The organism is Leptothoe sp. PORK10 BA2, from assembly GCF_034932105.1.
Taxonomy (GTDB): Bacteria; Cyanobacteriota; Cyanobacteriia; order Phormidesmidales; family Phormidesmidaceae; genus Leptothoe.
On the sequence record NZ_JAYGIG010000128.1, the window covers coordinates 1 to 14,761 of the forward strand.

Consider the following 14,761-nt stretch of genomic DNA (forward strand, 5'->3'; position numbering starts at 1 on the left):
GTCACTGAGTTTGATGCGACCCTTGGGCTTGCTCAAGGAGGTTACCAATTCCTATATTTGGATTACGCTAGCTGATAATCTCTGTAACCTGGGAAAACTCTCTAATTTTTTAAGCCTGAGTAGTTACCTAGAGCCAGCGAATTAGGCTATAGGTTTCAACTTGGACGTAGTTTAGCACCTTTGATATTTTTTGAAGAGAGAATCACCCATGCCTAGCAATCGGGTATCAACTTAAGCCGGAAAATCCTGGTTAGGTAGAGAATCAGGGACCAGAAGCCAGTGAGGCCCTGATTCCTGACGCCTGACGCCTGAATACTATCCTTGGGAAAACGTCCCGCTTTGAGTTAGTACCCTAGCAATCCTCACTCCATAGCTACATTCTATATTTAGGACAAAAGAAACTCCATAAAGGAGCGGTCAATTATGGCCTTTTATGATTTAGCTTTCTCGAACAGCGACACCAAAGACATTTACATTGGCAATGCGCAGCTGGTCCATGGCTTGGTCCAGGAGATTTTGCTTGAGTTGACCAGGACGGGCAACGATCAACATGCCATCTACTTGTTCTGCAATTAAATAAGCATCTGACTGGCCAAGCAGTGATGGGGCATCAAACACAACTAGGTCAAATCTAGGCTTAAGCTGTTGAATGAGCCGCTGCACGCGCTTGGTTGTTAGGATATGACCGGCATCGTGTCCTTTTGTTCCTGCACAGAGAACTTTAAGTCCATCTATCGGCTCATGGAGAAATGTATTTTTGGCAACAGACTTGATATCGGTCAATGCCAAGTCTGTCAATCCTGCCTCATTGGATAACTTGAGATAGCTATGGATCTTGGGATCCCGCAGATTTGTATCCACTAGTAAGACTCGCTGCCCCAGCAGTGCTGCTGCTTCGGCCAAGTGAATAGCAGCTACTGATTTTCCCTCATTACCCATCACCGAGCTAATCACTACTGATTTAAGTGGTTGGTCTGAACTACTCAGTCTTAGATTGGTATAGAGTGATCGAAACGCTTCCATAAACGGATCTTCGATAATGGCTCCATTGCCATTGGGTGAGCCATGGCCCCTAGCGACATTTTCCACGCTCCCCTTGTCTAGCTGTAATGCTCTGGCAGGTTCCAGTACCTTAGGAATAATCTTCCGAGGAGTTGGAATTTTACCCAAGATCGGCAGTTGCATAGCCCGTTGAATCTCTTTTTCTGAATAGAGTACGCCCGTTGACTTATCCAGTAACAAGGCTAGCACCGACCCTGCCAATAGTCCTAACACTCCACCCACGATCAAATTTTGGATTAAATTAATGGGTTGGGAACGGGATGGCGTGGTCGGAGTCACAATTTCCCATGGAATTTCTCGCTGGGCTGCATCAATTTCTAGGGCCGCTTGCTTGGCTAAAAACTGATTTAAATTTTCGGTGGCAATCCCTAGCTCTCTTTGGATGTCAACATATTCCCTGGAGATGCCGGAGAGTTCATCCACATCGGAGCTTAATCCCTGAAGCGTTTGGTTTAAAGAACGTTCCTGGGCTTCTAGTTCCTGCATTTGACTGACTAAGTCTCGCTGGGATTGCTCACCCTGCTGATCTAGCAGCACCAACAAATTCTGCCGCTGTTCTTTGAGCACTTGCATATCGGGACTGCTATCTAGATAGAGCGTCGATGCTTCGGCAATTTGGGCATCTAGCTCTAACAGAGAATTGAGCAGTGTTTGATAGCGCGGATTTTGGGCTAATGCTGAGGAGGACGCTTGCTCTTGGGGACCCCCGAGCTGGGCACGTAGGTTTTCATAATTAGCTCGATTTTGATCCAGAGCTATTTGTAAATCTAGCTGTTGTTTAGAGAATGTACCGACTTGTCCCGATAATTGGGCACCACGGGAGTCGGGATCAATGATGTTGTAATTTAATCGGAGTGACTGAAGCTGGTTTTGCAGCGTATCCACCTTATCCGTCAAATCAGGGAGTTTTTGCTCAACAAACTCGATGGCACGACGGATATCAGCTTGTTTGGATTCTAGGCTGTAGGCGAGGTAAGCATCGGACACCAAGCCCAAAATTTCCTGCACTGTTTGCGGCTCAGGGTCCTGTAATGTCACTCGAATGATATCTGAGTTTTTACCCACGGGAGTTACCTTTAGACTCTGGGATAAAATCTGATAACAGGGATCATAGTTAATATTTGGCTTAATATTTGGCTGATCTGCCTCAGGCGCTGGCAAATTAGCCCCAGACAAGGTTGGGGGACAGTAATTAGGGTAGCGTTCCTTAACTCCTTCAACCACTGGCTGTAAGACGTTTGGACTGGTTAATATTTTGAGTAAATCTCCGTCCACGAGGGTCGATTGAAATTGTTCTGAATCTTGACTGGTGATGGTTTCTGGAATATTGGAGATCACCTCAGTTTCAGTACTTTGAGCCTGTACTAAGATTTCAAAGCTGCCGTTATAAATAGGTTTCTCAGTGAGGACCTTAGCGGCAGCCAACCCCATGGTAACAACTGTTACACCCGTGATTACCCACCATTTGCGCTGTAGGGTTTTAACTAGGGAACCAATGTTCAGTCCACCTTCGTCTTCGGTGGTGGATCGGTCGGGCGCTATCCAGTTTGGGGGGGATGAGGGAAGGGTGTCAGCTCTCATGGATTAGGAGATAAATAATAGAAGGTTAGTAGGGATTAGATGTTAAAAGTCTTCGTTCTAGATAGGGCATCAACTCAAAGCGGGACGTTTCCTAAAGGGTAAAAGTCAGAATACTGAAGTCAGAATATATCGCTGTACTGACTGCTGACTTCTCCCCCGTTCGGCTGAACTCATATCGAGGCATGACTTCCCACCTAGCAAGATTTTTCGGCTTGAGTCAATATTCCTGGATCGTTAAATTAGTCAAGGATATTAAGGAACCTGAGGGGCGAGATAACGTTGTCAATCACTTGTCCAACAGGGCCTAGGACTGTCCCAATACTGTCACTTAGGCGGGCCAGAGCAGATGGGTTGACGATAATCACATCATTATTTTGCAAGATGGGATTATTTTCATCGCTGATGCCCTGGGCAAAGTCCACCGGCAGGGTGGAGCGAGTTACGGAGCCATCGGGATTGAGGCGGATGAGTTCGGCCTCACCTTTCTTAGCTCGGTTGTTAAACCCGCCAGCAGCCAAAATAGCCTGACTGAGGGCTGTGTCGGGAGGCAACTCACGCAATCCTCCTTCGGTGACTTCCCCCACGACATTGACTCGAATGGAGTTGGGTGAGAGGCTGGACCCCACCACCGTGGGAATTTCTTCTGGGTTTAATGCGGTGGCTAGGGGGACAAAAATAGTGTCGTTGGCCTGCAAGGCAATGTCCTGATAGATATCACCCGTTTCCAACAGTTTCCAAAGGTCGACATCAATCACCTGGGTTCCACCAGCCCGAGTCGGGCGGACAATCTGAACCTGGCGGATGTTGGCTCGGGGTCTAATGCCTCCGGCCAATTGCAAGGCCCGAGTAACCGTTGTGGGGGTACTGGTTCTGGCGGATGAGCCGGTGTCTCCGGCATCTCTGGTGGTGGCCAAACCGCCCTGAAGGGTGTAGGGACCCGGGCGATAAACTTCACCAATTACTGCAATATTAATCGGCTGACTCACGCTGGCGGCAAAGCTGGCATCGGCTAAAAGAGACGCCTCCTGTAGGGATAGGGTACCGGTGGGGATAAAGATGGAATCGCCATCCCGGAGGGAGATATCGTATTGGGAGTTGCCCGTGTCCAGGAGTTGCCACAGATCGACGGTGAATATCTGTGGGTTGCCATCGCGGCCGGGGCGCTGAATCTGGACTTGATGAATGTCAGCTACTTGGGTGACGCCCCCTGCCTTTTCTAGCAGTTGGGTTAACCGAGGGGCCTGGGTGCCGGTTTGGGTGAGAGTGTAGGCACCGGGGGTATTAATTTCACCGGAAATGCCAACCTGCAATGGACGGCGGCTGAGCAGACTGAGGGTGACCAGGGGACGTCTGAGATATTGAGCATACTGGCTTGAAAGCAGTGCTGTGGTTTCATCTATACTTAGTCCGGCCACATTGACTGGGCCCACCAAGGGCAAATTCAGGGTGCCATCCAGGGCAACTTCCCTCTCGCCGCTGTATTGCGGCACCCTAAAGATGTCTACACGGACAACATCGCCAGCACCCAGGGTATAAGCTGTTTCTGCCGGTGGGGCGGAGTAGGCAGGTGGCGGGGTGGTGGACACCGTGCTGCTACTGCCAGGTAGGGGAGGCAGGGATGCGGTGGCGGGGATTGGTGCGACGGTGATGGCCGCTAGGGCAACACAGAAGAATGTTAGTTGTGAGGGGGGCAAGGTACGGGGCAACATGGGCAGATTGCTTATGTTGTAGGACGGTTCGTTGGCACAAGGGGCAGACTAGCCAATTGCCAGCCTTGGAGCCTACATTTTCATCACTACCCTAGGGAAATCCGTTTAGTTTTGGGTCAGTAATTGGATTGATCGACCAACTAACTTTGCTCTTTTTTCAGGGGCTGTTTAAAGATTTTAAATATAGTCGGATTCTGTTCATATGTTAAGAACTATTTATTTGGCCGCAGTTATTCAACTTATTTGGGAAATACTGACTTCATATGAAAGCTGAAAATGCACTCTATATAAGCCTTGGCAGGATTTTAGCGAATGTTCCCGGTTCTGTAGTGACAAATCAAAAATATTCGCCTATGCTGTGTAATATGAAGGGTGAGTGTTGAATAATCGAAAAAGTTGATTTTTACTTCCTGATTGATTAGGTATTTCCCGTATTGTTCATTACATTAAAAAAATTGAGCAATGTTTGGTCTATACCTATAAACAGTTTGTAAGTACAAACCACTGAGTTTCCTATGTACCTCTGCATCTATCTGAAGTAGGAAATTTCTCAACACACCTCAGGGCTTTTTAAAAATGATGTTGCTACTCTTTGGAATGATTTAACCTGAAAAGTCTGGTATTGTTCCCTTTGCCCAGATTGGCTTATCCTCTTGATTAGCAACGGCCAAAGTTTGAATTATTTAGGCTCATTTCCCAGATAAGTATGCTTGGGTTCTAGAAATTAGCTATGGGTGAAATCCTTTACAGGCAGCTAGAGTCTTGTATTGTGAACAGATCTCATTCCCTAGGCCGTTTGTACTCATTTAGTTAAGTACATTGATGCCAACCCGTACCGTCCTATTCTTGATCCTGTCATGCTTATTTTAGGCAAAATTTTCTGAGTCTGATCCCCATTTGCAACAAAAATAAAAAAGATAGTTATACGCATGTGCTTAGTAGAGTTTAAATCTTTTCCTTGGTGAGTTCGCCGTTAGACGGTCAGTGAAATTAAGGTCACGTAGTCCGTTGAAATTAGTTGCGTGACGTTTGGCTTGCCATGGATTAATGGGATTGACTGCTCGCCGTATACAGTGGCATCTCATACCAAAGTCTTTTCGTTAACCGACCTCAAAGTATTCGAGAGTAATTATGCTGTATTCAACTAAGTCTAGACTGAACAGTCTTTGGAAGAAGAGTACCAAGAAGCTGGAAACTCAAAGTGTAATAGGGTTTCCGGTTACTGCAGAACCATTTGATGTGCAAATTGATACTATGTTGAGCTGGGCTCATCAGCGGCTGAGTAAAGTTGTCTGTGTAGCTAATGTACACATGCTGATTGAGGCAAAATGTAGCCAAGGTTTTGCACGAGTCTTACATCAGGCCGATATGCTCACTCCCGATGGTATGCCTCTAGTGTGGGTTACAAGTCGTTTGAGAAAGCGGAAGCAAGATCGGGTGGCAGGTATGGACATTCTGCTGAGCCTGTGTAAGAAAGCGGCTAAGGAAAATACTGGTGTGTTTTTCTTGGGATCAACCCCTGACGTGTTGTGGAACATGAAACAACGTTTAAAGAAGGAGTATCCGGATTTGAAGGTTGTTGGGATGGAGTCACCTCCATTTCGTCCACTAACGGCAGAGGAAGATGAAGCCCTAGTGCAACGCTTGAATGAAAGTGGTGCTGGCTTTGTACTAGTGTCATTGGGTTGTCCCAAGCAAGAATGGTGGATGTCCGACCATAAAGGCCGGGTAAAGGCGGTGATGGTTGGTCTGGGTGGGGCGTTCCCCATTTTCGCTGGCGAGAAGAGATGGGCTCCTGTTTGGGTTCAGGAAAACGGTCTTGAGTGGCTATATCGCTTGGTTCAAGAGCCGAGAAGACTCTGGAAACGCTACGCGAAGACGGTTCCCCTCTTTATGTTGTTGGCTTTTAAGCAATTAGTCAAAGTCAAGCTGGGAATAGAACCTCGATTTGGTGCTCCCCGTTCTGAAATATTACTGGGACATAACAGACAATGAAACCTAATCGGGGCTAGATAAATCTTATCTCGGTCTCGTGGGTAACTAAATTAACAAGCCTGTTGCGTGCATTGACTGGAGCGATGTACACAACAGGCTGCAGACTAATGACTTGAATCCTGTGAACTTCTCAAAGCCTTTGGTACTGATGCTTTGAGAGGCGTAGGGAATATAAATTTCTTGGGTTTTGAGGCATTTTGACTCATTTTCAGAGGCTGAAATCCTTATTCCTTTCTTGGCTGGCTAGCATATTCCAAGTTCACACGTGCCTATAATCGATGATAAGTAAGGATTTCAGCAAAACACAAAATTCAAGTAGTGACTTGATTTAGCTGCCTAAAAAGTCGCTAAATAGCTTGATCATCAATGCAATTGGACACAGGAATACCTTGAAATCACAAGGTACTAAAATATTTGGTGAATAGAATAGCGAGCTGTAAAATATGCATAGTTGGCTATACATATTTGGTTATACCTATTTGGCAACAGGCTTTAGCTAATGGCATTCCTCACCAACGATCAACAGCTGAAAGTATACTGTAATCCATCACAGAACATAATAATTTGATGCAGTGAAGAATCACTATCAAATTATATAACTGTTATGAGGTATCGATTCTGGTTTGGCCTCCCTTAGCTCTCCCGAAAGCCTCCCTATGATAGGAATATTATAGTGTCATGAGTTGGGCTTAGACTAATAACGTTTGTGGGTTGTGAACTAATTGTCAAGTGATCTATATCTTTAGCATATGAAAATGAAGTTGCCTGGAGCCCTCCGTACACTAGTTAAAACAACCCAATTTTGGAAAGATAACCACCTAATTCTTAGGGAGTTCAGATATTTCCCGAGAATCGTCTTTCTAGCTATACTTTTTGCTCTAGTTGCAGCTGCCTTCGAAGGGATAACCGTTGGACTTATTGCCTCTTTTTTACAAGGATTGACTAACCCAAATGAGCCCCCAATCCAGACAGGTATAGCATGGTTTGATACTATATTCTTGGGAACTCAAGCCTCTGCCACACAAAGGATATATAGACTTTCGGGTCTTTTGTTAGTTGGAGTATGGTTCCGGTCAGGTTTTGAATACATTGGCGAAATTTATTCTAAAAGGGCTTCTCTTAAATTAGTTGATCGATTACGTGGTCGTATTTTTGACCAGTTAGAAAGCTTTAGACTCAGCTACTATACTACCGTTAGCCCTGGGGCTTTAATGAGCACCGTCCGAGGGGAAGTCAACCAGGTACAACAAGCATTTAATACTCTTGCCATATCTATCGTTCATGGCTCTAAGGTATTGGCGTACCTCGTAGCAATGCTGGTACTATCCTGGCAATTGTTTGCGATCTCCATCTTAGTCTTTGGCTTAATGTCTGTTGGACTGACATCCTTAACTGCCAAGGTACGAGAAGCCAGTTTTGAAGTGCCAACAGCCAACAAAGCATTTACCAGCCGGGCACTATCCTTTGTTAACGGGATTCGGACTGTCCATGCCTCGGGCACCCATGAATTTGAACGTAAGCATTATTATGCCGCTGCCAAAAAAATTCACGACTCTCAACTTGCAGTCATCAAGCTATCCGCTTTGGTGAGACCTTTAATCGAGGGGTTAGGCGTTACACTTTTGGTAGGTATGGTTGTTGTATCCTACGGTCTACTAATCTCCACCGGTAGACTGAAGGCAGCAGAACTACTGACATTCTTATTTGTGCTTATTCGAACAACACCATTAGTCTCATCCTTAAATGGTACTAGAGTGGGCTTTATCTCATCCCAAGGTGCATTGCATGCCGTAACTGAGCTACTCAGACAGGATGACAAACCCTATTTTCAGGATGGGCACAAGATATTTCAGGGGTTACAGCGTTCAATTGATTTTGTCTCAGTTGACTTTTCCTATAATCCTGGCGAACCCATACTCAATGACATTACGCTTTCGATTAAGCGTGGAGAAACCACTGCTCTCGTGGGAGCCTCTGGAGCGGGTAAAACTACCCTAGCAGATTTAATTCCTCGCTTTTATGACCCCACGCAAGGGAAAATTCTAATTGATGGTGTAGATCTAAATGAATTTAAAATTAGTTCATTCCGACAGCGCATGGCAGTTGTTAGTCAAGATACCTTCATCTTTCAAACAACCGTAGCTAAGAACCTGGTATATGGTGTCGAAAATGCCAGCGATACTGATATTATCGAAGCCGCTCGAGCAGCCAATGCCTTAGAGTTTATCCAAGAGTTACCACAAGGGTTTGAAACCCAGTTGGGCGATCGTGGCGTGCGATTATCGGGAGGACAGCGACAGCGGATTGCCATTGCCCGCGCCCTACTCCGTAATCCTGATCTCCTGATTCTAGATGAGGCGACCAGTGCTCTGGACTCAGTAACCGAAAAGCTAATTCAGGAATCGCTTGAGAAACTCTCTAAAGGACGAACAGTTGTCGCTATTGCTCACAGACTCTCTACCATTGCTAATGCAGACAAGGTAGTCGTAATGGAAAAAGGACGGATTGTAGAACAAGGAAGATACCAAGATTTACTTAAAAAAGAAGGTAAGCTTTGGAAATACCACCAAATGCAATTTGAAATGGGTGGTGCTCACTAAAGTTCTACAATTCTCAAACCAATTTATCTAAAGTGTTGTTGTGTTCGAGATTAATCATGATGCAAACTCCTTCATTAGAGTTCAAGGTCAGTGTTGTTATTGTTTCAGACTACGAAGCAAGTACTATCAAGTCATGGAAGGTTGAGGAGCGCATGCTCAAAGCGTTTGCTGCTCAGACTTTTGATGAATCTTTTGAAGTCCTACTCGTTGACAATGAACAATACCAAGCAAATGTACCTGACCACTTGTATGGTATTGTCCCAAATTTGAGAATAGTGTTCTCAAGTGAGATACAATCTGCCCGACTAAAGGATTATGGTGTAGAACTTGCCTCGGGGGAACTTGTTGCAGTACTTGAAGCAGATGCACCGCCTTGTCAGAACTGGCTACAAACATTAGTCGAGATACTGCGTCTCAATCCTGATGTAGCAGTGGCCACCGGGAGAACTTCTTACGGAACTGAAAATACGTACAAGCGTGTTCTCAATTTATTGGATCGGAGCTTTGATGACTTGGGCAAACCTGGCACAACTCCTAATATTTCCAATAACGGAGCAGTTTATAGACGCAGTGTATTAAAGGAGTTTCCGTATCCTGATGCAGCAACGCCTTTCTTGTCTTCAAGACTACGAAATAAGCTGATCAGAGAAGCGGGACACAAGTTTTATTTTCATCCAGATGCTGTCACATTTCATGAAATTGGAGGATGGGGTTTTATTGTAGATGTGCGGAGAAATATGGGGTACTCGGACATGAATACCTTTTCTAACAAAATCGGTTATTCTGCAATTCCTGGTTTAATGAAACGACGCCTTAAAAAAGAACTGTCCTATTGTAAACGGTTGGGCAAACAGTATCTACGCTGGTGGGATTGGCCTCTGTTTGTGACCCTAGCTCCAATTATCCCTTTTTTAGAAGTACCTGGCATGTTAGATGCAGTCCAGAAGAAAGAGGAGATCCCCAGAACCGCATATCGTTAAACAGCATGTGTATTAGGCTAAATTGCTTACACTCTTAGTTTCAAACTAAAGCATTTCATGTAAGAAAAAGCAGCGTTGCTGAATCCGGCCGTGAAAGGATTTCTGAGAGCCTTGAGACTCTATCCAAAACCCGGCGAAATCATAGCGCCATTCAACAACGCCGAAAAAGCCATTACGCCATCCAACGAATTGAATAATTTTGAACTGCTTATATGCGGTGAAAAATTGATTAGTAGTATTAACGAGCAACGAAATAATTAGCGATGAATACAATCAAAGCATTGGTTAATGAGACTAAGTTTATAGCTCTTCGACTACAGAAAAAAACCATCAGAAAAAGAATCCCAAATTCAGCGTTCATACTACCTCCAGCCTCACCAGGCAGCCTAGGTGATGAAGCTTTAGTTGTAGGAGCTATAGAATATTTAGCACAATCTGGAATCACCACAATCGGCATTATGTCCCATGATCCGAAGCGACAGTGGAAAATTGATAAACCAATTGAATCAACTGATATTAAACACCACTATTTATATGGATCTTTATCATCAGAAAAGTCCCCATACAATTTTTTGAAGGCTGTTAGTGACTATGAGAAGTTTTACTGCATCGGTGCGGATGTAATGGATGGTTATTATTCTGAACGGGACACAGTGCAAAGGCTGAAGTTCACCTCGATAGCCCATAGTATAGGAATTGAGTCTTCAATAGTCAGTTTCAGTTTTAATCAGCAGCCTCCTGTTGGATGTGTTGAGGCATTCCAAAGATTATCTCCCAATATAAGACTTTGTGTTAGAGATCCAATTTCTTTAAAGAGACTGGAAAAAATCACAAACAACCCAATTAACCAAGTTGCTGACTTAGCCTTTCTCTTAACGCCTAAGAATAATACTAAGGTCTCGGAAATGGTTGACAAGTGGGTTTTTGAGCAACATACTAAGAACAATATTGTCCTCGGAGTGAATGCAAACTATAAACTTATTGAGAACCTCGAAAATCAATCACTACAGACTCTTTCGAATATATATATAGATACCTTGATAAGACTTTATGATGACAATAATGCCCTTAGTTTTGTATTAATTCCCCACGACTTTCGAAATATCGGTGGAACGAACAGCGATGTTGCACTTGCTGAAGCAATTTATCAAGGGTTACCCACTACTCTGCAATCACAATGCTTTAACGTTCCTGCTCCCTTCAGTGCAGGGGAAGTCAAAGGAATTGTAGGTAAGTTAGATTTTGTACTCAGTGGAAGAATGCATCTTGCCATTGCTTGTCTAGGCCAAGGAACACCTGCAGCTTGCATTACCTATCAAGGAAAATTTGAGGGTCTGTTTAGACACTTTGACATAAAGGGTATGGAAATCGAGCCTAAGGAAGCATTAGAACCACAGCAGTTAGTAAGTTTCTTAAGCCCTCTAATTGAGAAGCGTAATGAGATTAGTCAACATATTAGGCAAAAGCTACCTCAAGTAAAAGAAAAATCTACAAGAAATTTTTCATCATAGGAGTTGAAAGAAATCAGGTAGAAACTTTCAACTAACTTTTTTACTCATTTCTTCAACGCTAAGAATAGTTTTATGAGTTAAAAATCTAATTTTATCTGGAAGATCACAACGAATCATTGAAATAGTATTCATTAGACCCTCATATTGTATCAATGCTTAAATCTCTAGGCAAAAAAATCAGCTCTCCTATACTGAATAAGTTGAGTCCTGGCAGTATTGCAATGTTTCATATTGGCCGTAGTGGCAGTACAGTACTAGGAAATTTGCTGAACCAAAATCCAAATGTTTTTTGGGATGGAGAGGTGTATCACACCTATGTTGACTGGGGTGGCCAGAAAGCACTGAAAAAAGGTCAAAATCCTTCAATTGACCCTGTAAAACTCCTGCAAGTTCAAAAAATAAAAGCACGCAGAAGGTACTATGGTTTCGAAGTTAAATTTTACCACCTGGATCGGACAAACATTAGTCTTCCAGACTATGTTCAACAAATTTCCGAGCAAGGTATTAGCCACTTCATTATCCTTAAACGAAAAAACTATTTACGAAAAATTGTTTCTAGCTATGTATCTTTTGATAAGAAAAAAAGCCGTTTGAGAACTATTTATGAGTCAGATCATCATCCAGCAGATACAAAAGCTAAGCTACATCAGATTAATCTAAACGTTAATAGTTTCACAATTGATGGCTCAAGAAAATCTTTGCTAGATCATCTTGAATATTATCAACAAAGCTTTCAAAAGCTAGATACTGAACTTGTTAACAAAAAGGTCTTACGACTAACTTATGAAGAACACATCGCCCAGGGACCCATCAATGGATATCACCAAGCCTGTGATTTCCTCGGTATTAGTCGCCATCCAGTCACAGTCCAATATGGCAAAACTAACCCATTCAAACTATCTGAAATAGTAGAAAATTTTAGTGAGGTAGAAAAAACACTCAACAACACTGAATTTGAATGGATGCTTTATGAGTAGACTCAACCCCTTATAGGGGGTCTATGACTCAGAGTTGTCTTATTGTTTAGATATTCGACTAATATCCAACAACTTCCTACCCCATGGCTACCGATATTACTTAACGACTTTACAAGTATGAGAGTTCTATTCGTTTCTAATAACTTCCCCACTGATCTTCGCGTCAAAATCCATGGCGTTTACAAACGAATGGCTCTTTTTATCGATGCTATTAAGGGCTTAGCATCCATTGATTTCCTCTACTACGTTTCTCCAAATTTTGATACATCTTCCGCTAACATTTTCAAATTAGAAAAAGAATTTTCAGAGCATTGGCAAGTTGATGTCACCCTAACCCTATGTAATCGTTCAACACTGCAACATCAGCTTTTACGACAGCCCAACTACCTACCCGGTGCCCTAAACTTTTTTGAACAAAAACCTTACGTTAGCGTTAGCGGAAAACAGCAAATAGCAGCATTGGAAACCTGCTTAGAACGTAAACCAGATGCCATTTTTGCCCATCGGTTACAGGCCATGTGTCCGCTAATGTTGACTAACGCTAAACTGCCCCCCATTTTTTTTGATCTAGATGATATCGAACATATCTCCCTAGCTCGTCAGCTAAAACAACCCGCCCCTTATCGTAAAAAAGGCCGTGGTTACGCTTTATACTTACCTAGTCTCAAACGCGCAGAACTCAGGGCTATTCGTAAAGCCAAGAAAACATTTATTTGTTCTGAGCAAGACCGTACCTACTTAGCTGATCAGCTAAATCTCCCCGGCATCGTCACCATTCCCAATGCCATCACCCTCCCATCGACTTATCCCCTCACCACTGAGCCGACACTGTTGTTTATTGGTTCGTACACCTATCAGCCCAACGTCACCGCAGCAGAGTTCCTAATCGAGCAGACATGGCCTTATATTCATAAAGCTATGCCAAAGGCTAAATTACTGATTGCTGGAGCCAATCCAGAACATATTCGGAACCATCAGAAACCACCTCCAGGGGTAGAATTTACCGGATTTGTTGAAAATCTTGATGAACTATATCAAAAGGTTAGGGTTGTCTGTTGCCCAATTTTGTCGGGTAGCGGCACCCGCGTCAAACTGATTGAAGCAGCCGCCTACCGTAGACCCATTGTGTCCACTCGTATTGGAGCAGAAGGGCTGGATCTTGTCGATGGAGAAGCTATCTTTTTACGGGACCATGCCCAAACCTTTGCAGATGCCTGCATCGAACTACTTCAAAACGACCAACTGTGCCACTGTCTTGGCAACAACGCTTATACTGTAGCCTCAAAACGATACAACAGAACTCAGATTTTGCAGCAGATTCAACATCATCTCTAGTTATGAACATAGTGACGACGTCGATTACTAGCACCCTGGTCCCTGATGTATCAGTGATCATTCCTACCTATAATCGCATCGCGATGTTGGAGGAAGCTCTGGCCAGTTTGTACTCTCAAGAGTATGACGGCACAGTGGAAATTATCGTCATAGACGATTACTCCCAAGATGGCACCACCCAGGTTATTCAGGAGAAATATCCAGATATTCACCTGATTACGTGTTTTGAAAATAGCGGAGTTTCTGCTGCACGTAATCAGGGAATTGCTGCGTCTAAGGGTAAATTTATTGCGTTTTTGGACTCGGATGACCTTTGGGAGAAAGAGCACTTGCGATCGCAAATGACCCTCTTAAACAGTAAGACCATCACTGACACTCAAACACACTTTGGGGTCAGTGATATTTTTATCTGGGAAACCATCAAAAATATTAGATACAAAAAGTCCCAAAAACCCAAACCTCAATATTCATCAACATTACATCACCTATTATCGGGAGGCAGTTTTGTATCCACACCATCAGCTGTCATTTTCCCAAAACACATCCTTAATGAAATTGGTGTTTTTGACACCAATCTAAGGCTGGCGGAAGATACCGATCTGTACACTCGCGCCATTCTCAAAGGCTTTCAACCAGCCTTTACAGAGCAAGCATCGGTTATCAGACGTAAACATGATAGTGGTCAAGCCATAACCATCAAGAATATCGAACCTAGGATCAAAAATCGTCTCGATGCATTGCAAAAATACTACCCCCTAGCCAAACAAAAGCTAGGTAATATCAAACAACGTCAAATTTATTCCGAAATTTATTCAGACTTTGCCAAGTATTACTACGAAGATAAATCTTACGGTGATTGGCTAAAGTTTCTCCTTACTTCTGCTCGCTATAGTTCTCCACTATTTGTACTCCGTACTAACTGGCGTTATATCAACGATTTCTTCGGCAGAATCATCAGTAAATTAAGGTTTGCAAGCTGATACTAAACAACCCTTTCAGCTCTTCTTAGCC

9 protein-coding genes are annotated in these 14,761 nt (G+C 43.6%); 7 read left to right on the forward strand and 2 right to left on the reverse strand.

Annotated elements, in window-relative coordinates; genetic code table 11:
• Positions 1 to 438 precede the first annotated feature (438 nt).
• Positions 439 to 2,643, reverse strand: a complete 2,205-nt coding sequence (locus VB741_RS20405; protein WP_323367046.1) for a GumC family protein — start codon at positions 2,641 to 2,643, stop codon at positions 439 to 441.
• Between the two features lie 239 nt (positions 2,644 to 2,882).
• Entirely contained in the window at positions 2,883 to 4,352 is a 1,470-nt protein-coding gene (locus VB741_RS20410; protein ID WP_323367047.1) for an SLBB domain-containing protein, read from the reverse strand.
• 1,131 nt (positions 4,353 to 5,483) lie between these two features.
• On the opposite strand from VB741_RS20410, the gene VB741_RS20415 reads away from it, so the two are divergent.
• The 7 genes from VB741_RS20415 (at position 5,484) to VB741_RS20445 (ending at position 14,730) form a co-directional block, all read left to right on the forward strand.
• Entirely contained in the window at positions 5,484 to 6,347 is an 864-nt protein-coding gene (locus VB741_RS20415; RefSeq protein ID WP_323367048.1) for a WecB/TagA/CpsF family glycosyltransferase, read from the forward strand.
• A gap of 749 nt (positions 6,348 to 7,096) precedes the next feature.
• On the forward strand, positions 7,097 to 8,947 hold the full coding sequence (gene hepA / locus VB741_RS20420; RefSeq protein WP_323367049.1) for a heterocyst formation ABC transporter subunit HepA: 1,851 nt from the start codon (positions 7,097 to 7,099) through the stop codon (positions 8,945 to 8,947).
• 56 nt (positions 8,948 to 9,003) lie between these two features.
• Complete coding sequence (locus VB741_RS20425) at positions 9,004 to 9,927, forward strand: glycosyltransferase family 2 protein (RefSeq protein ID WP_323367050.1); 924 nt, start codon at positions 9,004 to 9,006, stop codon at positions 9,925 to 9,927.
• Between the two features lie 263 nt (positions 9,928 to 10,190).
• Complete coding sequence (locus VB741_RS20430; RefSeq protein ID WP_323367051.1) at positions 10,191 to 11,438, forward strand: polysaccharide pyruvyl transferase family protein; 1,248 nt, start codon at positions 10,191 to 10,193, stop codon at positions 11,436 to 11,438.
• A 152-nt stretch (positions 11,439 to 11,590) separates the two neighbouring features.
• Positions 11,591 to 12,415, forward strand: a complete 825-nt coding sequence (locus VB741_RS20435; protein ID WP_323367052.1) for a hypothetical protein — start codon at positions 11,591 to 11,593, stop codon at positions 12,413 to 12,415.
• Between the two features lie 189 nt (positions 12,416 to 12,604).
• Positions 12,605 to 13,750, forward strand: coding sequence for a glycosyltransferase (locus VB741_RS20440; RefSeq protein WP_323367053.1), 1,146 nt, complete (start codon positions 12,605 to 12,607; stop codon positions 13,748 to 13,750).
• A gap of 2 nt (positions 13,751 to 13,752) precedes the next feature.
• Positions 13,753 to 14,730 (forward strand): glycosyltransferase family 2 protein, encoded by a 978-nt coding sequence (locus VB741_RS20445; protein ID WP_323367054.1) that lies wholly within the window; start codon positions 13,753 to 13,755, stop codon positions 14,728 to 14,730.
• The last annotated feature ends 31 nt before the right edge of the window (positions 14,731 to 14,761 follow it).

Coding starts and splice junctions, on each gene's coding strand:
- VB741_RS20405 (WP_323367046.1), bottom strand. CDS start 2,643: ATGAGAGCTGACACCCTTCCCTCATCCCCCCCAAACTGGATAGCGCCC.
- VB741_RS20410 (WP_323367047.1), bottom strand. CDS start 4,352: ATGTTGCCCCGTACCTTGCCCCCCTCACAACTAACATTCTTCTGTGTT.
- VB741_RS20415 (WP_323367048.1), top strand. CDS start 5,484: ATGCTGTATTCAACTAAGTCTAGACTGAACAGTCTTTGGAAGAAGAGT.
- hepA (WP_323367049.1), top strand. CDS start 7,097: ATGAAAATGAAGTTGCCTGGAGCCCTCCGTACACTAGTTAAAACAACC.
- VB741_RS20425 (WP_323367050.1), top strand. CDS start 9,004: ATGATGCAAACTCCTTCATTAGAGTTCAAGGTCAGTGTTGTTATTGTT.
- VB741_RS20430 (WP_323367051.1), top strand. CDS start 10,191: ATGAATACAATCAAAGCATTGGTTAATGAGACTAAGTTTATAGCTCTT.
- VB741_RS20435 (WP_323367052.1), top strand. CDS start 11,591: ATGCTTAAATCTCTAGGCAAAAAAATCAGCTCTCCTATACTGAATAAG.
- VB741_RS20440 (WP_323367053.1), top strand. CDS start 12,605: ATGGCTCTTTTTATCGATGCTATTAAGGGCTTAGCATCCATTGATTTC.
- VB741_RS20445 (WP_323367054.1), top strand. CDS start 13,753: ATGAACATAGTGACGACGTCGATTACTAGCACCCTGGTCCCTGATGTA.